Annotated in this window: 18 protein-coding genes; 12 read left to right on the top strand and 6 right to left on the bottom strand. The window is 57.2% G+C overall.

The genetic code is table 11. The annotated features are described in order from the left end of the window. Positions 1-56 precede the first annotated feature (56 nt). The 5 genes from ACZA91_RS12270 (at position 57) to ACZA91_RS12290 (ending at position 5050) form a co-directional block, all read left to right on the top strand. Positions 57-518: a hypothetical protein gene (locus ACZA91_RS12270; RefSeq protein ID WP_463182462.1), complete on the top strand. Its 462-nt coding sequence runs from the start codon at positions 57-59 to the stop codon at positions 516-518. Between the two features lie 341 nt (positions 519-859). Then, entirely contained in the window at positions 860-2590 is a 1731-nt protein-coding gene (locus ACZA91_RS12275) for a ShlB/FhaC/HecB family hemolysin secretion/activation protein (RefSeq protein WP_463182463.1), read from the top strand. A gap of 440 nt (positions 2591-3030) precedes the next feature. After that, positions 3031-3510, top strand: a complete 480-nt coding sequence (locus ACZA91_RS12280; RefSeq protein WP_190532740.1) for a secondary thiamine-phosphate synthase enzyme YjbQ — start codon at positions 3031-3033, stop codon at positions 3508-3510. Between the two features lie 59 nt (positions 3511-3569). After that, positions 3570-3932, top strand: coding sequence for a response regulator transcription factor (locus tag ACZA91_RS12285; RefSeq protein ID WP_099534967.1), 363 nt, complete (start codon positions 3570-3572; stop codon positions 3930-3932). Between the two features lie 221 nt (positions 3933-4153). After that, on the top strand, positions 4154-5050 hold the full coding sequence (locus tag ACZA91_RS12290; RefSeq protein WP_463182464.1) for a tetratricopeptide repeat protein: 897 nt from the start codon (positions 4154-4156) through the stop codon (positions 5048-5050). Positions 5051-5143: 93 nt separating this feature from the next. On the opposite strand, the gene ACZA91_RS12295 is transcribed toward ACZA91_RS12290, so the two are convergent. Beyond that, on the bottom strand, positions 5144-5884 hold the full coding sequence (locus ACZA91_RS12295) for a tetratricopeptide repeat protein (protein WP_347278345.1): 741 nt from the start codon (positions 5882-5884) through the stop codon (positions 5144-5146). A 508-nt stretch (positions 5885-6392) separates the two neighbouring features. Between ACZA91_RS12295 and ACZA91_RS12300 the strand changes: the two genes are divergently transcribed. Continuing rightward, positions 6393-6923, top strand: a complete 531-nt coding sequence (locus tag ACZA91_RS12300) for a pentapeptide repeat-containing protein (RefSeq protein ID WP_190532743.1) — start codon at positions 6393-6395, stop codon at positions 6921-6923. A gap of 218 nt (positions 6924-7141) precedes the next feature. After that, positions 7142-8896: an arginine--tRNA ligase gene (gene argS / locus ACZA91_RS12305; RefSeq protein WP_190532878.1), complete on the top strand. Its 1755-nt coding sequence runs from the start codon at positions 7142-7144 to the stop codon at positions 8894-8896. A 74-nt stretch (positions 8897-8970) separates the two neighbouring features. On the opposite strand, the gene ACZA91_RS12310 is transcribed toward argS, so the two are convergent. From ACZA91_RS12310 to ftsH2, 4 genes are all read right to left on the bottom strand, one after another. Continuing rightward, the gene (locus ACZA91_RS12310; RefSeq protein ID WP_463186435.1) at positions 8971-9933 is read right to left on the bottom strand and encodes a glycosyltransferase family 2 protein; all 963 of its coding nucleotides are present in this window, start codon (positions 9931-9933) and stop codon (positions 8971-8973) included. A gap of 398 nt (positions 9934-10331) precedes the next feature. Further along, a complete protein-coding gene (mraY, locus tag ACZA91_RS12315) occupies positions 10332-11447 on the bottom strand; it encodes a phospho-N-acetylmuramoyl-pentapeptide-transferase (protein WP_190355623.1) in 1116 nt (371 codons plus the stop codon). Between the two features lie 250 nt (positions 11448-11697). Then, positions 11698-11961 (bottom strand): hypothetical protein, encoded by a 264-nt coding sequence (locus tag ACZA91_RS12320; RefSeq protein WP_463182465.1) that lies wholly within the window; start codon positions 11959-11961, stop codon positions 11698-11700. 62 nt (positions 11962-12023) lie between these two features. Beyond that, on the bottom strand, positions 12024-13916 hold the full coding sequence (gene ftsH2 / locus ACZA91_RS12325; RefSeq protein WP_099534971.1) for an ATP-dependent zinc metalloprotease FtsH2: 1893 nt from the start codon (positions 13914-13916) through the stop codon (positions 12024-12026). Between the two features lie 595 nt (positions 13917-14511). On the opposite strand from ftsH2, the gene ACZA91_RS12330 reads away from it, so the two are divergent. From ACZA91_RS12330 to ACZA91_RS12345, 4 genes are all read left to right on the top strand, one after another. After that, positions 14512-15066, top strand: coding sequence for a late competence development ComFB family protein (locus ACZA91_RS12330; protein ID WP_099534972.1), 555 nt, complete (start codon positions 14512-14514; stop codon positions 15064-15066). 193 nt (positions 15067-15259) lie between these two features. Further along, entirely contained in the window at positions 15260-15916 is a 657-nt protein-coding gene (locus ACZA91_RS12335) for a sigma-70 family RNA polymerase sigma factor (protein ID WP_099534973.1), read from the top strand. A 383-nt stretch (positions 15917-16299) separates the two neighbouring features. Continuing rightward, complete coding sequence (locus tag ACZA91_RS12340; protein ID WP_463182466.1) at positions 16300-16947, top strand: anti-sigma factor family protein; 648 nt, start codon at positions 16300-16302, stop codon at positions 16945-16947. 452 nt (positions 16948-17399) lie between these two features. Continuing rightward, positions 17400-17939, top strand: a complete 540-nt coding sequence (locus ACZA91_RS12345; RefSeq protein ID WP_099534975.1) for a COP23 domain-containing protein — start codon at positions 17400-17402, stop codon at positions 17937-17939. Positions 17940-18048: 109 nt separating this feature from the next. Here ACZA91_RS12345 and tatC read toward each other — a convergent pair whose 3' ends face one another. Continuing rightward, positions 18049-18846, bottom strand: coding sequence for a twin-arginine translocase subunit TatC (tatC, locus tag ACZA91_RS12350; RefSeq protein ID WP_463182467.1), 798 nt, complete (start codon positions 18844-18846; stop codon positions 18049-18051). A 136-nt stretch (positions 18847-18982) separates the two neighbouring features. Here tatC and ACZA91_RS12355 point away from each other — a divergent pair, with 136 nt between their 5' ends. Then, positions 18983-20068, top strand: a complete 1086-nt coding sequence (locus ACZA91_RS12355; protein ID WP_099534977.1) for an ABC transporter permease — start codon at positions 18983-18985, stop codon at positions 20066-20068. Positions 20069-20071 lie beyond the last annotated feature (3 nt).

Here is a 20071-nt window from a genome sequence, read left to right on the forward strand (position 1 = left end):
CAACCGCTGAGGCAGCTAATTGTCCTGGCGCAATGGAGGGGCAACCGGGAACAGTCATGACATCGGCCGTGAATTTCAAGCGTTTATCGGTCATTGCGATTCTGCTTTGGGCCGGGGCTGCGGCCTTGGTGGTCATGCGGCCTCGCAACGAGACCCTCAGCCGTCTTGCGGAGCAGTTGGCCGGCGGCCATTGGCAAACGGCCAATGTCTTGACTTGGCAAATTTTGGCTCCTAATGCTCAGGTGGACAGCCTGATGCAGACGGACTGTGATTTGCTGCTGGAAGTCGATCGCCTCTGGAGCGACTATAGCGACGGTCAGTTGGGATTGCGCACCCAATCGCGTCTGGCCACCATGGCCGCTCCCACGAGCCTAGCCCAGGAGTGGGCGGCTCAGGAGGCTCCCGCACCCCTGCCTCCGCCCGGCAGTTTACCGAATGCGGCCAGTACCCACCAAGGCCCGGGATTGGCCGACCTGACAGCCCTGGCGATCGCCCGTTTTGAGCAATGCAAGCGCTAGAGCGACAGCTTCCGCCAAAGCATGATTGTGATGGACGGTTTTGGAGCAACCCCGTTCCCCACTTTTGAACACAAACGGGTTGTGGCCAAGGATTGCAGATGGCTCGACCCCGATTGCCTGATCTGTTACGGTTGGTGCGATCGTTTGGTCGATCAGTCTCTTAACCTATGGCCTTGCGATATCTAGCCTTGCAATTTCTATCTTTGCAATTTCCAGCGCTTAGACCTCCAGCTTTGAGATCTTTGACCTTCAGATCTCCAGTCTTCAGATCTCCAGTCTTTAGATCTCCAGTCTTTAGATCCCCCATCTCAAAGCCTGAATTGAACCATAAGAACCGTGACTTGAAGCCTGCTTTCAGGCATTGCGCGGATCTCCATTGGTGGTGGTTGCTGGGATCGCTGGCGAGCTTGGGCTGTTTGGGCGCTGGGGCTGTGGCGGCCATCGCCCAAACTCCCCCTTTGCCCCGTCCTGATCGCCTGCCGGATTCGATCACCATTCCGGAGCCAGACCAACCCCCGCCCACTTTGCAGCCGCCCCCGATCGAGCAGCCTACCTCGCCCTCTGACCTGCCGCCGATTCCCGGTCAAATTGTTGTGAAGGCCTTTCGGGTCACGGGCAGCACGATTTTTACAGATAGTGAATTTGCGACCCTGCTGCAGCCCTACACCAATCGCCCTCTCACCTTTGCGGAGTTGCTGGAAGCGCGATCGGCGGTGACGCAGCAATATGTCAACAAAGGGTACAAGACCTCTGGAGCCTTTTTGCCGCCCCAGGAAATTGATCCGGCCCAGGGCATTGTGGAAATTCGGGTGCTGGAAGGTCGGCTAGAGGCGATCGAGGTGCAGGGGTTACGGCGACTGCGCCCCAGCTACGTGCAACGGCGCATTGAACGGGCCACCCAGCCGCCGCTTCAGGTCGATCGCCTGCTGACCGCTCTGCAACTGTTGCAGGCCGACCCGCTCATTGAGACCGTTTCCGCAGAACTTTCGGCGGGAACCGAGCCGGGCACGAACCTGCTGCGGATCACCCTCACGGAAGCCGACAGCCTCCATGGCGATCTATCGGTGGATAATGGGCGATCGCCCAGCGTGGGCACAGTCCGGCGACGCGCCACCATCACCCAGGCCAACCTGCTGGGGCTAGGCGATGGCATCAGCCTCAGCTACACCAATACCGACGGCAGCGACTCGATCGAAGCCAGTTACACCATCCCGATCGACAGTCGCAACAGCACGATCGGGGCCCGCTTCCAATGGACCGGCAGCAGCATCGTTGAAGATCCCTTCGGCCCCCTCGACATCCAAGCCGACTCTTACCAATACGAACTGACCTATCGCCGCCCCCTGGTGCAGCAGCCCAACTATGAAGTCGTCACGGGCTTGACCCTCTCGCACCTGGACAGCCAAACCAGTCTGCTCGGCATTGACTTTCCCCTTTCCCCGGGAGCCGATGACCAAGGACAAACCAGCGTCACCGCCCTGCGGTGGTTTCACGAGTGGACCAGTCGCAGCGAAAGCTACGTTTTGGCCTTGCGATCGCAACTGAGTTTGGGACTGGATGCCCTTGACTCCACCATCAATCGCGAGTCGCCCGATAGTCAATTCTTGGCCTGGCGTGGCCAAGCCCAGTGGGTGCGCCAATTTGCGCCCGATACGCTGCTGCTGGTGCGAGGCGAGGCCCAATGGGCCGATCGCCCGCTCTTGCCCGTGGAGCAGTTTGGCCTAGGGGGATTTGAAAGCGTTCGGGGCTATCGCCAAGACTTGCTGCTGACCGATGGCGGGCTGTTTGGGTCGGCTGAATTGCGCCTGCCCCTGTTCCGCGCGCCCAAAATTAAAGGGGTGATGCAAATTGTGCCCTTTCTGGATGTGGGAACCGGCTGGAACCGGGGCGATCGACCCGATCCCGATCCCCAAACCCTCGTTGGTCTCGGGTTGGGCCTGCGATGGCAACAGGGCGATCGATTCACAGCGCGCCTAGACTACGCCATTCCCCTGGTGGAGGTGGACAACCCAGACCAAGACACCTGGCAGGAAAATGGCCTCTATTTTTCCGTGCAGTGGCGAGCTTTTTGATTTCGGAGTTCCGCCGCTGGCGAATTCCCTTAGACCACGGGGGCAATGGCGGAAATCCTGTCCATAAATCTCGCCAAAAATCGATTTATAGAAAAATTTGGGCCTAAAACCCCGCCCTTTCAGGTCATGCTAAATTACAGGTGGCCGCTGGGCTAGCGGTTTCAGTCTGTGGAGCAACCGCAAGACCCGAAGAGAACCAATCTCAGAGGGCTGGCACAATGAAGCAGAAACCCAAATCGCGAGGTTTGGGAATCCCCGTTCGCTTGCGGTGGGGAGGATGTCAACCCTATTTTTGATGGCGGCATTGCATCGGAATAGAGCGACCGATCCGGATCCATGAATAATTGTTTGTGATTGTTCGTGGTTGTTTGTGAATAATTGCTTTTTGAAATATTTCGATCGCTCCATGCAGAACTTTTTCAGTCCCTATTCCAGTTTCCATGAGTCGTTCTAGCGCCTCCGCCACTGTCATTTCGGTTGGGGCGATCGACCAGCGATCGCAAACGACCCATGTGCAACAGGTGCTGCGCCTTTCAACCCAAGGCAAACGGTTGCACAACATCACCAGCGCGATCTCGGAACTGGTGGCGCGATCGGGAGTGACCACCGGCCTCTGTACGCTGTTTGTGCAGCATACCTCCGCCAGCCTGGTGATCCAGGAAAACGCCGATTCTGACGTGTTACAAGACCTGGAAGCCTTCCTCGCCGGCCTCGTCCCCGAATCGGCTCCCTACCAACACAGTGCCGAAGGGCCCGATGACATGCCGGCCCACATTCGCACCGCCTTGACCCACACTTCTGAACAAATTCCGATCGTGCATGGTCAACTGGGACTGGGGATTTGGCAGGGAATCTATCTCTGGGAACATCGACAGCACGGTCGCACGCGCGAAGTTGTGGTACATATCATGGGTGGTTAACTCGCCCGATTGCGAGGGATGGCGGTCAGCAACCGCCGCCAACTGCGAAGGAGGATGTCGTGAGTAAGGTGCTAATTGTCGATGACAGCGCAACGATGCGCGAGATGATTGCCGCACTCCTCCAAAAACACGGCATGACGACGGTTTTGGCGGGCGATGGGGTAGAGGCACAGGTGCAATTTGAGGCCAGTGCTCCGGATTTGGTGATCACAGACATTGTGATGCCCCGGATGAATGGCTATGAATTTTGTCGTTGGATGAAGTCGGATAACAACCGAAAGGACGTGCCCGTGGTGCTTTGCACCAGCAAGAGCGAAGAGTTCGATCGCTACTGGGGCATGAAACAAGGGGCCGATGCTTACATCGCCAAGCCCTTCCAACCGGAAGAGCTGATCGACACGGTGCGGCAACTGTTGAAGTAGCACCTGAAGGAGCGTCTGGAATCTCGAAGTTGGGCCAATCCCCTCCCTGGCAACACCTGCGATCGCGCGGAATTTCAGGGATATTGGGCGATCAAGTCTTGAACCCAACCCAGTTTTGTGCCCCTGTTCACCCGCCACGCCGGATTAACCGCCCGCCGGATTAATTCAGGTTGCTAAGATGGCCTTGCGATCGTTGTCAGCAGCATTGGATAAACAGGACTGTGAGCAAACTGGGCAAACTGAGCTTGAAACAACAGAGCATCCGAGCGCTCCAGGTTCTGGCTGTGCTTTGGGGTTGCATGGGGCTATCCATGCCGGCCCGGGCGGAAGTGTTGCTGCCCTATGCACCGCCAATTGATCCCCAGTGGTCTGAGCAGGCTTTGGATCTAGCCCAAGATGCGGCGCGTTTGGTGCAGTTTGAGCAATACGATGAGGCCCTGGCCCGCATTCGAGTGGCGGCCTATCTCGCTCCCAAAAATCCGCAGGTTTTGCGGTTGATGGGCGGTTTATATCTCCAATCTCAACAGATCGATCGGGGCATTCAGGTGCTGGAATCGGCCCGGGCCTTGGCTCCGGAAGATCCATCGGTGTTGTTGGCGTTAGGGTCGGCCTACGGGCAACAGAAGCGCTGGGATGAGGCGCTAACCACGTTGCAGGCGGGCCTCAAGCTTCAGGACTCGCCCACGGGCCGGTTTGACTTGGGGAATGTCTACCTAACCATGGGCCGGTTCCAGCAGGCGATCGAGCAGTTTCGGCAAGCGGTGACCCTGGAAGCACGGATGTGGCCAGCGGTGAACAATATCGGCTTGGCGCTGTATGAGTTGGGCGATCGGGACAATGCCCTCAAGGAGTGGGAAGCTGCTTTGGCCGTGGATCCAACCGCCGCAGAACCCAAACTAGCGATCGCCACGGCCACCTACACCGCTGCCGGTTGCCAAAGCCAAGCCCGAGGTCCCAACTGCCTGAAGGGGTTGGCCCTGGCCCAGGAAGCTTTGGACACCGATGAGCGCTATGCGGATTTGCAGTACCTGAAGGACAACCTCTGGGGCACTCAACTGTTGAAGGATGCACAAGTGTTGCTCGATCGCCTCAAGCGCGATCGGGCAGCCGCTCGCTAAATGCCAGTTCGCTCAACTGCAACTCGCTCAACTTCACCTCAATCCAGCAGGGCTGGACAATGCCAGTTCTTGCCCGCTGGATTGCTCTAGAGGTTAAAGCTTGAGGAATTTTTCCAGGGCGGTCACCATGGCGGGCGGCCAACGGCGCACCTTCGCCACCCACTCCAAATCCTTGTAGCGCCGATCGAGACCCACTACCGAGACCCACTGGCTTTCGGCCTCGCCGCGATCGCCCGCATCCCACAGGGCCGCCGTCAGGGCCGCCCGCGCATCGGCAAAGGTGGGATATTTCCGCACCAAATTCCGCAACAGGCGCAAGGCCTCCGCCCGATCGCCCACCTGGAACAGGGCGAGGGCATGGTTCACCCGGGCGATCGCAAAATCGGGAGCCAAGCGCTCCGCCTGGGCATAGTCGTCAACCGCGATCGCCCATTGGCCAAGGCCCGCCTCCGCGTTGCCCCGGTTGTTGTAGGCGGCCGCATCATTGGGATCCAATTCCAACACGTGGTCATAGTCCGCGATCGCCCCCGTCAAATCGCCCGCATTCTCCCGAGCCGCCCCCCGATTCAGGTAGGGATCCGGCGCATTGGGAGCACGGCTAATCGCTTCGTTATAGTCCGCGATCGCCTCCTGAAGCCGATTTTGGCTGGCGCGGGCATTGCCCCGGTTGCTCCAAATTTCCGCATTGTCGGGAAAAAGTTCCAAAATTTGCGTCCAGTAACGCTCGGCCTGGGCAAATTGCCCGCCATTGGTGGCCTCAAAAGCTTGGTCAAAGAGCGATCGCGCGGCCTGAACGCGGGCTTCAAGGGGCAACTCATCGGCCAAACTCGGCATTGGCACAATTGCCCAACTGGCACAAATCAGGAATCCTATCAGCCCGATCGCCAAGCTGCGCCCCATTCCCTGCAAGCACCGCCATTGAAAGCGTTCAGCCCCTTCTGACTCAAGCCTCCCCTGGACTTGGAGCCAACGGGCAGTTACGAATTGAGATATCGGTTTGAATACTGTCCCGCAAGCGATCCGGGCGAACTGACGATCGAGTTGTATTGACCCAGAACGACTCACCCGGTTGCCCATCACGGTCACCGCCGATCGCCCCTGTGGTTCCCTGCGGTGCTCCCTGTGCTGACCTTGACCCGAACCCCATTGACGACCGGTCACGATCGAGCCAGCCAAAGCCAACAACAGTTGGAACAAGCGTAAAACTCGCATAGGTTGGAACTCTGGGGGACACCGATAAGCATCCTAGCGCGATCGTTCCCTGCCATTACAGCCGTTTCACCGATGTCTGCCTAAGGCGCGTACCCTGTCCATCCTTGCCGATTTGCTGAGAGGTCAACCCATGAAAACGTCCCACAAAACTTGGACTGCCGCGATCACCTTCCTGTTGGCAGGCAGCTTGGCCAGCGTGGCCTGGGCCCAAAACACCACCGATCCCCAGCAGTTCATCAGCGGCAGCGCCCGCAGTTGCCAAGGTTGCGATCTTCAGGAAGCCAACCTCAGCGGCATCAGTCGGGTTAATGCGCGGCTGCGTCAGGCCCAACTGCAACTGGCCAATCTTTCCGACAGCAACTTTGAGGGCAGCTACTTCACCTGCGCCAACTTGGCCAGTGCCAACCTGCGCAACACCAAGCTGCGGTTTGCCAATTTTGTGGATGCCAACCTCAGCGGAACTGATCTGCGGGGAGCTGATCTGCGCAATGTGGACTTGGGCGGGGCGATCGTGGACGAAAATACCAACTTTGAAGGGGCCAACCTTGAAGGGGCCAAGCTTTGGGATTCTGCAACCCTCTACCGCTCCGGTGTCGATTTACGGCGAGTTCCCCGCAATGTTGAAGGCGATCTGGAGCGGGTGCGCTGCCGGAATCGCTAGGGCCAGCAGTCTAATTAGCCCTAGCTAACCCGATCGCAACTGACCTAGCCAACAGAATCCGGCTTGCGGGCGGCCTCGCTCTCCCCCAATTCCAGTAAAATCTTCTATTGCCCTTTGCTCTTCGCGCGCGGGGAACTCCACGTTTGGCCGCGGCCGAACGCCCCGCGCCTTATCTTGTGGGCGAGATTTTTTTCTGGAAACCGTTCCCCTTTTTGCCGGTGAAAGACGCGATCGCCCGCCTTCGTTCAGCCCTGGAAACCGCCCTGGTCAAAGCCTTTGGCCCGGAGTTGGTTGGCACGGATCCGATGCTGGTTCCGGCCAGCAATCCCAAGTTTGGGGATTACCAAGCCAATGTGGCCCTGTCCTTAGCGAAACAGTGGGGCAAGCCACCGCGCGAGGTCGCCAGCGCGATCGTGGCGGCCTTGGCAATCGAGGATTTCTGCGAACCCCCTACCATTGCGGGGCCGGGCTTCATTAACCTGACCCTCAAGGCCGACTACCTGTTGGGGCAATTGCGATTGAGCCAAGGGAGCGATCGACTGGGCATTGACCCCGTAGCGCAACCGCAGCGCATTTTGGTGGACTTTTCCAGCCCCAACATTGCCAAGGAAATGCATGTGGGCCATTTGCGCTCCACGATCATTGGCGATGTGCTGGCCCGGGTTTTGGAGTTTTTGGGCCACGACGTGTTGCGGCTGAACCATGTGGGCGATTGGGGCACGCAGTTTGGGATGTTGATTACCCATCTGCGGGAAGTGGCTCCGGAAGCCCTCACCAACGCCAATGCGATCGACCTGGGCGATCTGGTGGCGTTCTATCAAAAAGCGAAAAAGCGGTTTGATGAGGACGAGGATTTCAAAGAGCGATCGCGCCAAGAGGTTGTGCGCTTGCAGGGCGGCGATCCCGACAGCCGCCGCGCCTGGCAATTGCTCTGCGATCAATCCCGGCGGGAATTCCAAAAAATCTACGACCTACTCGATATCCAACTCACGGAACGGGGAGAATCGTTTTATAACCCCCTGCTGTCGGAGGTGGTGAGCGCCCTGGAAACGGCGGGCCTGCTGGTGGAGGATGCGGGGGCCCGCTGCGTGTTCCTAGACGGTTTTGTGAATAAGGACGGGAACCCGCTGCCCCTGATTGTTCAAAAGTCCGATGGGGGCTACAACTACGCCACAACGGATTTGGCCGCCATTCGCTATCGCACCACCCAAGACCGGGCCGATCGAATCATTTACGTCACCGATTCGGGGCAAGCAAACCACTTTGCCCAGGTGTTTCAGGTGGCCGAGCGGGCCGGCTGGGTTCCGGCGGGAGTGGAACTGGTGCATGTGCCCTTTGGTTTGGTGCTGGGTGAGGACGGCAAAAAGCTGAAGACCCGATCGGGAGATACACCGAAGCTGAAGGATTTGTTGGCGGAGGCGATCGATCGATCGCGGGCCGACGTGGAACAGCGGTTGCAGTCAGAAGAGCGCAGTGAAACTCCCGAGTTCATTGAACAGGTGGCGCAAATTGTGGGCCTCAGCGCGGTGAAATATGCGGACTTGTCCCAAAACCGCACCAGTAGCTATGCCTTTAGCTACGACAAAATGTTGGCGCTTCAGGGCAACACAGCACCCTATATGCTCTATGCCTACGCTCGGATTCAAAGCATTAGCCGTAAGGGTGAAATTGATTTTCAGAACTTGGACAGTGCCGAACTCATCCTCAGTGACGAGAGCGAGTGGGCATTGCTCAAGCACCTTTTGCGACTGGATGAAGTTCTAGAGGCGATCGCGGCGGAATTGATGCCCAATCGTCTCTGTGAATATCTTTTTGAACTGAGCAAAAAATTCAATAAATTCTATGATCGCTGCCCGGTTTTGAATGCCGCAGAACCCGATCGCACTTCCCGATTAGTGCTCTGTGATGCCACGGCACGTACCCTGAAACTGGGGCTGAATTTGTTGGGTATTGCAGTGCTCGATCGAATCTAAGCTCATCAATTCCGAGCCAAGTTAACAAGCTAATTGGTTATCTCAGAAGCGAACCCAAAAGGTTCAGCAACAGTTCATTTCAATGCCTCAAATGGCTCAATCCAATCCGCGCGATCGGGTAACTGGGCCCGCACTTGCCCGCGCCAACGTTCACGACTGCCCAACAGTTCAATGGGCGTTGATAGGGCATCGAGCAGGGAGCCTTTTTTAAACAGCCAGCGCCCAAAAGCCAGGGGTAACTCTCGCAGGCTCCAGCGCACCCAACGGCGCAATTCCTGGCGGGCCGATCGACGACGCATCAGCGGCACACCATGCAACTGGTGTAGGTAGCGATTGGAGCGGCCATACCGTCGCCATTGACTGGCAAATTCCTGCCAGGTGGCCCGATGGCGGTGTTCCACAATGGCCCCCGGCGCAAAGGCGATCGCCCAATCCGTGGCCTGTTGCATCCGCCAACACAAATCCGCATCGCCTCCGGTGGTCAGATAAGGACGAAACAGCCCGATCGCCTGGAAAACTTCTCGCCGCACCGCCAGGTTCGCCGTTTGGCCATAGGGCAAAAAGGGATGGTCGATCGTGTGTTTTTGCGAGAGGGTTTCTTGGCGATCGGCATAGCGTTCTAGCAGGGTGTGGCCCGGCAGGGACGTGATTTCCCCAGCCACCATCCCGATCGCGGAATCGGCAAAATCTCCCACCAGCGATCGCAGCCATTGCGGCCGAGGGCGACAGTCCGCATCCGTAAACACCAGAATTTCCCCTCGCGCTACCCGAATTCCCCGGTTCCGCGCCGCATAGGACGACTGAATCGTCAATTCCTGAAGAGGATGCAGTTGCCATCCCCGATCGCTAGCCATTTGCTGGGCCCGCTGCAGCCAACCCCAGGAGCGATCGCCGCTGCGATTGTCCACCAGAATAAATTCCACTTGGCTGGGGGGATAGTCCTGAGCCAACAGGCAATCAACCAAGGGAGGCAAGTCCGCCTCGCCGTTATAAATCGGCACAATCACGGACACCATGGGCCAAGACTCCGGCTCCATGGCAACGGTCGATCGCCCCTCTGCGCTCACCGGTTCCCTCGAATCCAGATCAGAATCGTCCATGCTTGCTAGAACGCCAAGGAACATCCAAAAATCATGCTGCTTAACCAATGGGCTTGATGCTCTGACTCAATTCGCTGACTCAATTCGCTGGTTGATCAAGGCCATCGGCTCGATCGGTCAGGCGATCACCACAGCCCCGGCAGCTTGCCCCCTTCAGGATACTGTTGAGTTTGCCATTCCACGGGATGATTGCCCCACAAAAAACGGGGCCCGGGGCCCCGCAATTTCAGGCGTTATTTCAGGTATCGTTTCAGGCGTTTCGGAGGGTTTGAGTCTTGGATGGCAGGGAATTGCGCTAGCAACCAGATCAATTGCAACTGCAACGGAGGGGATGATCAACGCCACCAGAGTCCCAGAGCGCCAAGGGCCGCAGCCACCAGATAAAACGTGGAAACCACTTGCAATTCTGACCAGCCAGAAAGCTCAAAATGGTGATGCAGCGGGGCCATCTTGAAGAGTCGCTTGCCCTTGCCGTCTGGGCCTTTGGTGGCTTTGTAATAGCTCACCTGCAACACCACCGAAAGGGTTTCAGCCAGGAACACCCCGCCAACAATGGCCAAACTCCAGAGCGAGTGGGTCAACAGGGCCACGGCAGCCAACGCACCGCCGAGGGCCAAAGATCCCGTATCGCCCATGAACACGCGGGCTGGATTGCGGTTATAGGCCAAAAAACCCAGGCAGGCTCCCGACAGGCAAGCACAGAAGAGACCCAGGGCCGGAGAAGTGGGGTAAACAATCGCTCCCAGGCTCAAGAGGGCGATCGCCCCAGTGCCGCCCGCCAGTCCATCCAAGCCGTCGGTGAGGTTTGTAGCGTTGCTTTCCGCCACCAGGGTGAACCAGCCGATCGGGAAAAACAAAATTCCCAAGGGCAGCGCAAACCCCAAGGGCAGGGCCACCGTTGTTAAATCCCAAGATTTTGTCAGCCCCAACCAGAGGCAAAACAAGCCACCAAACAGCACTTGCAGCGCCAGCTTTTGGCGCGGGGTAATGCCTTTATTTGATTTGCGGCGCAAGACCTGCCAATCGTCAATCCAACCGATGAAACCATAGGCCAGAGTCAAGGCTCCCACCGCCAGTGCATCGGCCCACTGGGAACCAGACCAACCGCAACCTATTCCTAAAAGTAGGGTCAAAACCACGGCTGTGGGCACAAAGAAGATGCCGCCCATGGTGGGGGTTCCCGCTTTCACAAAGTGGGATTGGGGGCCATCTTCTCGAATCACCTGGCCGGTTTTGAGGCGGCGCAACAGGGGCACTACCCAAGACCCGATCGCAGCGGTCACAGCGGCGGCTGTCACCAGCGGCAAGGTGAGCGATTCCAGGCCATAGGGCGATCGCCCAGACAGGCCATCGATTGTCACTGCGGCAGCGCTCAGGCAACCCGTCAGCAGCAAAAATAGCTGCGTGCCGGTTAGTGCAAAGGATTTTTGAACTGGAAATTTAGCATCCACGACAAAACCAGTAACTCACTCGTCACACCACACACACCATCTGTCCAAGCATCGCTTCTATCCGTGCCGCGTTCCCGATTTAACGTTTTCCATCATTCCCTGACTCCCTGGAGGTAGACCCTGGGCATCGCGCGAAGATGGTCGTTAACGGTGTTGCAGCATGGGCGATCACGATGTTAGGAAACCGCGCTGAGGGGCTAAAACCATGACCCGTTTGATTAGATACGGGATGGGCAACCTTAGGCGCTCATTAAAGCACGAATCCTGATGATCGGCGATCCGCTCCTTGGAATTCCGAACCCGGATCGACTGGCAAAATCCTCATCAAAAATCCATTAAGAATTGTTGTGGCACAGGATCGGCTAATTGCCAATGCTGAATTTTGATCCTGCACTGCTGATCCCGATCGCTCGAAAAATCCAGTCGATCGCCCCTGTTGGTTAATCACGCCCAGGTGTTGCTCGGGGAGATTGGGCAGGCGATCCCGCAAAAAAGCCGGGAGCGATCGCCCCATGGGTCAATCGCTCCCGGTCATTTCATTGGGATTGTGGCTTACGTCCTCAAGGTTGGCTCAGCCTAAAACACCAACTGGGTCGAGGCCTGTTCCTTGTCCGGAATCGTGGTGTATTCGGCCAGAATTTGGCGGAACTCATCACCATCGATCGTTTCCTTTTCCACCAGCAGATCCACCAGGCGATCGATCGCCGTCCGGTTTTCGCGAACGATCCGCTTGGCTTCCAGATAGCAGTGATCCACGATCGAGCGCACTTGGGCATCCACCCGGGCTGCGATCTCTTCGGAATAGTCCGATCGGGTCAGCCAGTCACGACCCAGGAACACCTCAGACGATTGGGTCTCCAGGGAAATCGGGCCAATGTCCGACATCCCAAAGCGGGTCACCATTTGCCGAGCCATGTTGGCCACCTGTTGCAGGTCGCCGCCGGCCCCGGTCGTCACTTCCGCATCACCGAAGATCACATCTTCCGCCGCACGACCGCCCAAAGCACCGGAAATCCGAGCCATGATTTGCGATCGCGAAATCAGCATCTGATCTTCGCTGGGGGTGAACCAGGTCAGACCGCGAGCTTGACCGCGCGGGATCAGGGTCACCTTCTGCACCGGGTCGTGGTGCTTCATCAGCGTCCCCACGATCGCGTGGCCAATCTCGTGGTAGGCAATCAGGCGCTTGCTCTTGCTATCGACCAAGGGCGTGCCTTCCATCCCAGCAATCACCCGATCGACCGCATCATCGATTTCCTGCATCGTGATTGCGTCCTTGCGGCGGCGAGCCGTCAAGATAGCCGCTTCATTCAGCAGGTTCGACAGGTCAGCCCCCGTAAAGCCAGGAGTCCGACGGGCGATCACCTCTAGGGAAATTTCATCCGCCAGCTTTTTGTTACGGGCGTGGACATTCAGGATCTCCACACGGCCCTTCACATCCGGCGCATCCACCGTCACCTGGCGATCGAACCGGCCCGGTCGCAGCAGGGCCGAATCCAACACATCCGGGCGGTTGGTTGCTGCGATCACAATGATCCCCGTGTTGCCCTCAAAGCCGTCCATTTCGGTCAGCATTTGGTTCAGGGTCTGCTCACGCTCATCGTTACCGCCGCCGATGCCTGCGCCCCGTTGGCGACCCACCGCATCAATTTCATCAATGAAGATGATGCAGGGGGCGTTTTCCTTAGCTTTTTTGAACAGGTCGCGCACGCGGGAAGCACCCACGCCCACAAACATTTCCACAAATTCCGAACCGGAGATGCTGAAGAACGGTACGCCCGCTTCCCCGGCGATCGCCTTGGCCAACAGGGTTTTGCCGGTTCCCGGAGGGCCCACCAACAACACGCCCTTGGGAATTCGTGCGCCCACCGCCGTAAAGCGTTCCGGCTTCTTCAGGAAGGTCACAACTTCTTGCAGCTCTTCCTTGGCCTCGTCCACGCCGGCCACGTCATCAAACATCACGCCGGTTTTGGCTTCCATTTGGAACCGGGCCCGCGACTTGCCAAATTGCATGGCTTGGCCAGGGCCACCGGGAACGTTGTTCGATCGCCGGAACAGGAAAAACAACCCCGACAGCAACAAAATCGGGAACACCAAATTCCCCAGGAGACCCCACAGGGCCCCATCGTTGCGCATCGGGTGCGAATCCAGGTTCACCCCGGCTTCGCGCAGCTTGGCAATCAAGTCTGGCGCGGCCACGGGCAAATCAACCCGCAAACGCTGAAGACGACCATCCAGCTCGGGATCGACAGCCTCGACAATCGCCGTGCGGCCACCCTCATACAGGTCAACTTCAACAATCCGGCCTGCATCCAAATATTCTAAAAAGCGGCCGTAGGTCATCCGGGTATTCGCCGCGTTTTTACCCATGTCTGCTGTGGGGCCCGAAACTGCGCCCTGCCATAGGAAAAAACCTACGATCAGGACGGGCAACGTCCACAGCAGCGCGACTCTCCAAGAGAATTTCATCTGATGAGTTGCCCCTCAATCAATGCCTGTTATGTGCCTGTTATGCGGCTCGGGCGATCCCGAGTCTTAACCAAATGTAACTTACTGTTAAGCAGCCAGCAACCGAACTCAGTTTGGTTCGGTTCCGGTGGTGGCCCGTGGCGATCGGGGAACTTGCTCCAAAACTACTGCCATGACTGGGTTTGATGCCTTGAGGAGCTAGTTACAATTACTTAGCGGGCGATCGCCTGCCTGCCGTTCCCTGAGATTGAGGGAGAAACCAGCAAGGTTAAATGGGAGCGGGGTAGCCATCGGCCGTAGGGTTAAGTTGGCAAACGTCAAATTAGCAGCGGAAAATTGTGAAAGAATGGCCACCCAAAAATGGTGATTAAAAAAATGGTGATGGAAAACGTTTGCCTCTAGATTGGATTTCTAGATCAAACCGTTTCTAGACCGGTGTGAGTGGCTACGGCAGAAAATCGCACCGCACCTCCAAATCATCATTACGTCTTGAGGGAGGGATTAGGTCGCTGGCTTTCCGCGCATACTTTACCCTGTCTATAAGTCCCGTCAATCTGACCCCGACTGACCTCGAATCCTGGTATCACGCAGAGTTATGAGCATCGAAAAAATTGTTGAACAAGCGTTACGCGATGGCTATTTGACTCCGGCCATGGAAGCGGAAGTGGGGCGGATTTGCGATACAGCTTCCGAGTTATCGATCGAGGAGTATATGGCTCTCGATCGATTGATGGGTGCATTGCTGACTGGTGAAGTGGTTGTGCTGCCGCGCAAGCAATTTATCAACGTCATGGAAGAATTGGTGCTCACGGAGGCCATTACCCGAGTCGCGGAAATTGAAACCACCAGCGATCGGGCTTTGGATGTGGGCGATATTGCTGCCTATGCCCTCAATCGCTTGCCGCCCCTCTATGCCACCACCGAGGAGGGAGCCAACTACCAACGCCAACGGGCCAAGGAACAGCTCCAAGACCTGATTGCCAGCCAAGTGAACGAAGCCATTGTTCACAGCCAATCCAAGCCGGAATTCTTCCCAGAGCGGCAACCCCTTGGCAAGCCCAGCGGCGATGTGCTCTCGCAAGTTAGCGCCCTGTTGCAATCTTCGGCCCCGGCCTTCGAGGCCGATGTGCCCGGTAGTACCAAACGCTAGACCCCGGCTATTCAATTCGTTTTGCCCGTCGCTGCTGGTTTTCAGTCCAGCGACGGGTTGCCGCTAGTCGCCAAAGCTTGCGCCAAAACGGGTGATTTTAGACCCGAGCGATCGCAAAATCCTTAAGCCAGGAACTCTGAAGACCACCCCCGCGTCTGGAAAGCATGGGATATCCATCAACCCAGATGCGCGTATGAGCTACTCCCCGCCCGTGCCCTGGTCCAAGATCGAGGCCGCCTTGCCCCAAACGCCTGTGCCGCCTCAGAAATTATCAAGCGCTGATTTGGTGCTGCGTTGCCAAGCAGGCTTGCAGCCCGATCGGGCTGCTTTTTCAGAACTGCTGCGGCGCTACCAGCCCCATGTGGATCGCGTGCTATATCACCTTGCGCCGGACTGGTCCGATCGGGCAGACCTTGCGCAGGAGGTGTGGTTGCGGGTCTATCGCCACCTCCACCGCCTCAAGGAGCCAGAAAAGTTCCGGGGATGGTTGAGCCGCATTGCCACCAATTTGTTTTATGACGAATTGCGCAAACGGAAGCGCGATCGGGCCCCCGTCTCCTTAGATGCCACGCGGCAACTGGACGATGGCGAACTGGATTGGGAAATTGCCTCCCCTGACCCCAGCCCCGAAGAGAACCTATCCTCGCAAGAGTTCTACGAGAAGCTGCGAGAGGCGATCGCCGATTTGCCTGAAGCCTTCCGCACCACGATCATTCTGCGGGAAATTGAAGATTTGCCCTACGAGCAAATTGCGGAAATGACCGGGGTTTCATTGGGCACAGTGAAATCGCGAATTGCTCGGGCCCGGGCCCGCTTGCAAACGCAACTGCAAAATTACCTCAATCACTAGTGCTGAGCCATTAATCTCAATGGACTAAGCCAGTGGTTTGAATAGGGGCTTGAGTTAGGGCTTGAATTGGGGTTTGAATTGCGGAGAAGTTTGAGGTTATATTCGCTACTCCGTATACTCAAAAAACGGGTTGAATCGGTAAAGTTCCGGTTGCTTGGATGTTCCAATGAGAACTTGCCAAATACCCAAGAAAAAACCGAGCGAAGTCATCAGGAAATCAGCGATCGAATGCTGATCATTGAAAGCGTTTCAGGGTAGAAATCTCGGTTCCTAAAGATTTAGACTAAAGCTGGAACCAATTAGCAGGTTCCAAGGTCTTGTGTGATTGAACGGTGTGTCGCGAGTGCTGTTGTGATTGGTTTGTTAAGGGCTGTGGTGCTGCTATGACTTCTGAAATGCGTCCCCATGGACAAGACCCTGATTGGTCCGAAGCGTTCTGGTCTCGGGTTGCGGCATCGGATTCTGATCGCAGCCTCAACCAAGACCTAGACGGCGATCGCCTAGAGCAGGATTACCTCGACCCAAACTCCGATCCTGCGATTACGGAATCTTGGGGTTCGGGTTCCCCCATTGGCCTTGAGCAGTTTGAGTTGCTCAGTGCCTATCTTGATGATGAAGTCACCCCTGAAGAGCGACAACAGGTCGAAACCTGGTTGGCGACGGATTCAGCGGTGCAACAGGTTTTTAGAACGATGGGTGGTTTGAGCCGATCGATCACTCAGATCCCGGTGCCCGCTGCGGCCCCGATCGAGCAAACGGTGCAAGGCGTGTTGGCCAAGCTCGATCGCCGGAAACAGCGACTGCAATGGGTTGGTGGCTCCGCGATTGCGGCGGTGGTGACGGCGGCCTTGGCTTCCATCAGCACGGGCTGGCAGGAGCCAAGCTGGCAAATGGCGAGCTATCGATCGACTCCTGAGCAGTCCCTGGCCTTGTCTAGCCAATCGCCAACGCTGGCCCCCACGGAGCCGGCCGCTTCGCCCACTGGTCAAACACCGCGATCGGTGGTCGATCGTGCCCTGATCATCGAATAGACGGCTCAAACGGAACAGCCCTCGGATCGGCATTGCGCCCCTGTGGCGTTTTGCCGATTCTTTTGATTAAGTTGCTGCCTCGCTTTGCGCAATCGTCGATCGCCCTGAGGATCAGTAACCATGCGCCCCTGTCCTTGGGATTTTGAGACCCCGGGTTAGAGATCCCTGGGAGCTTTTTGGGGGGTTAGCACGTCTGAGAAGCTATCAACGAAATGCCGTTCAGGTGGTGCTGTTCTTGATAGTGCCGAAATCCGCTCCCCTTTCAGGCCATAGACCCCAGTCATTGCGCTTCGTAAGCTACTCCAATGTGCTGACCTGATTTCAAAGGATTGCGGGAGTTACGGTTTTCTGTTCGCTTCCCAGACTTGAATTTCCGAATATTCCCCGGTATACAGTCAAACTTAACGCCAAGTCATCCTCAAAGTACGGGGTTTCAGACCCAGGAGTTTTCGATGAAGTCAGCTATGAAATGGGCGATCGCTGGTTTGGTGGCCCTCAACCTGCCTTGGATGACCGCCGAAACCGCCAGAGCCGGCGCTATTAAATCCTTAGCCTCCTTCCAATGCCAACAGGTCAATGGCTATTACGCCACCGTGGCCGTTCAGCGAAATGGGCGCACAGCTCCGGTCATTGCCTGGACCAGTGAAGAATTTAGCGATGCGGGCTACACCCCCCAGCGCCGTTGCGGCGAAGTCACCAGCCGGTTAAACGGCGTGCTGCGGGAGAACGGTAATCGCCTCAGTAATATCTACTTAACCGTGGGACGGGTGAATAGCCACACGGTGGTTTGTAGTGTGGGCAACATGCGATCGGGCTGCAATCGCAACAACGTGCTTTTTACCCTCAGCCAAACCAACCGCCGATCGAACGATCCCCGTGAAGTGTTGGAGCGACTGTTCAACACGCGCGTTCTCAGCAGCGGCAACCCGGTACAAGAATCGGGCGGTCAACCCTACGTGAACTTGGAAAGTTTGGTGAATCAGCTTTTTTAGGTCGCTTTTTTAGGTTGCTTTCTTTAGGCCCCTTGCAGGATGGGCGGCCTTCAACATGGGGCACGGGGGAAATGCCTCGGTAGAATCAAGACCCCAATTAACAACCCAATTAACGACCCAGCAGGCGCAACACCCCAACACCACTGAAATACAAGCCAAGGACTGCGCCGCTCAAGAGTCCCTGGGTCAAGGGATCGGTGGAGGGAGTCAGCACCGCGCCCAGGATCACCGCGCCCAACAGCACGTAGCGCCACCCCGCCAGCATTTGCCCCGAGGAAACCACTCCCAATAAACCCAGCATCACTTGCAAAACGGGTATTTGGAAGGTGAGGGCCGTGCTGAAGAGCAAAAGCAGCACAAATTTAAAGTATTTCTCGATCGACCAAGCCTGTTCGACCACATCGCCGCCATAGCTCACGAAGAAGTTGAGGGCCGCTGGCACAAGGGCTTGGTAACCAAACACTAGCCCCATGATGAACAGGACGCTGGATCCCGCAACGGCGGGCAGCACTAACCGCCGCTCGCGCCGAGTGAGGCCGGGCAGGACGAACTGAATAATTTGGTAAAGGATATAGGGGGTTGCCAGCAGCAAACCCGAGTAGCCAGTGACCTCGATCGAGACAAAGAAAAATTCACCGGGTGTCAGTTGCAGGAACTTCACCCCATTGGCCGGGGCTTCCAACAGCCGCACGATCGGCCGGACAAAGACGAAGCAAACGCCCATCGCCAACACCACCACCCCCAGGGCCGCAAAGAGGCGCGATCGCAACTCCTCTAGGTGCTCAAAAAGGGACATTTCCACTTCATCGGGCAGCTCATCATTGGGGTCGATCGGGTTGATCGGCTCGGGCGACGGCATGGCCGGCGGGGTGATGTGGGGCTGGTCGAGGTCAGAGGAAGCGGTCATAGGGGAAGGAAAAATGGGGCGATCGAGGCGGTGAGGCTGGGCAGCGCCGGACGGCCGGGAAAACCCGCTGGGGCTGGTCAGTTAAGATTGGTCAGCACAGATTCATTTCTTAACATTCTAAGGGGCCTCCGTAACGATGAAATGGTGGCAAAAGCTGAAGGGAAGTCCGCTGGCACGCTGGGGCGCGATCGTGCTCGGATTGCTTTACACCGTTGCCCTGTTTGCGGAGTTTGTGGCTCCCTATGACCCCTACAGCGTCCAAGCGCAGGGGGCCCTGCTGCCACCCACGGTGATTCATTGGCAGGATCAGGCTGGGCAGTTTTTGGGGCCCCATGTTTATCCCACAACGCTGGGGGCAACGGATTTACAGACGGGCGATCGCCCTTTGCGGGTGGATCGATCGCAGCCTTCTCGACTGCGACTGCTAACCACGGGCCCTGAATACCGGCTTTGGGGATTGATCCCCGCTCGGTGGCATCTATTTGGCACCGATGGGCCCGGGCGCTGGAACGTGTTAGGAACCGATGAGCAAGGGCGCGATCAGTTCAGTCGCTTGGTCTATGGCAGCCGCATCAGCCTCAGCATTGGACTAGTAGGAATTGCGATTTCTTTCCCGATCGGGCTGTTGGTTGGCGGCATTTCTGGCTACTTTGGCGGCTGGATTGACAGCACAATCATGCGGCTCACGGAAGTGCTGATGACCATTCCGGGCATTTACCTGTTGGTGGCTTTGGCTGCCGTCTTGCCCCCCGGTCTGAGCAGTGCCCAGCGGTTCTTCCTGATTGTGGCCATCACATCATTCATCAGTTGGTCGGGCCTGGCACGGGTGATTCGCGGCCAAGTGTTGTCCATCAAGGAGCGGCCCTTTGTGCAGGCGGCCCGAGCCATGGGGGCCGGGACTCTCCGGATTGTGGTGCTTCATGTGTTGCCCCAAACGGCCACCTACACGATTATTTCCGCAACTTTGGCCGTGCCGAGTTTCATTGTGGCGGAATCGGTGTTGAGCTTGGTGGGGCTGGGGATTCAGCAGCCTGATCCTTCCTGGGGCAATCTATTGTCTTTGGGAACCAATGCTTCGATTTTGACGTTGCAGCCTTGGTTGGTTTGGCCCCCGGCGATCGCGGTGGTGCTGACGGTGCTGTCCTTTAATCTGTTGGGCGATGGGCTACGGGATGCTCTGGATCCGCGCAGCACGGAGCGATCGAGCCGCTTGAGTGAATAGCTG

The sequence above is a fragment of the Limnothrix sp. CMB-01 genome, assembly GCF_055193175.1.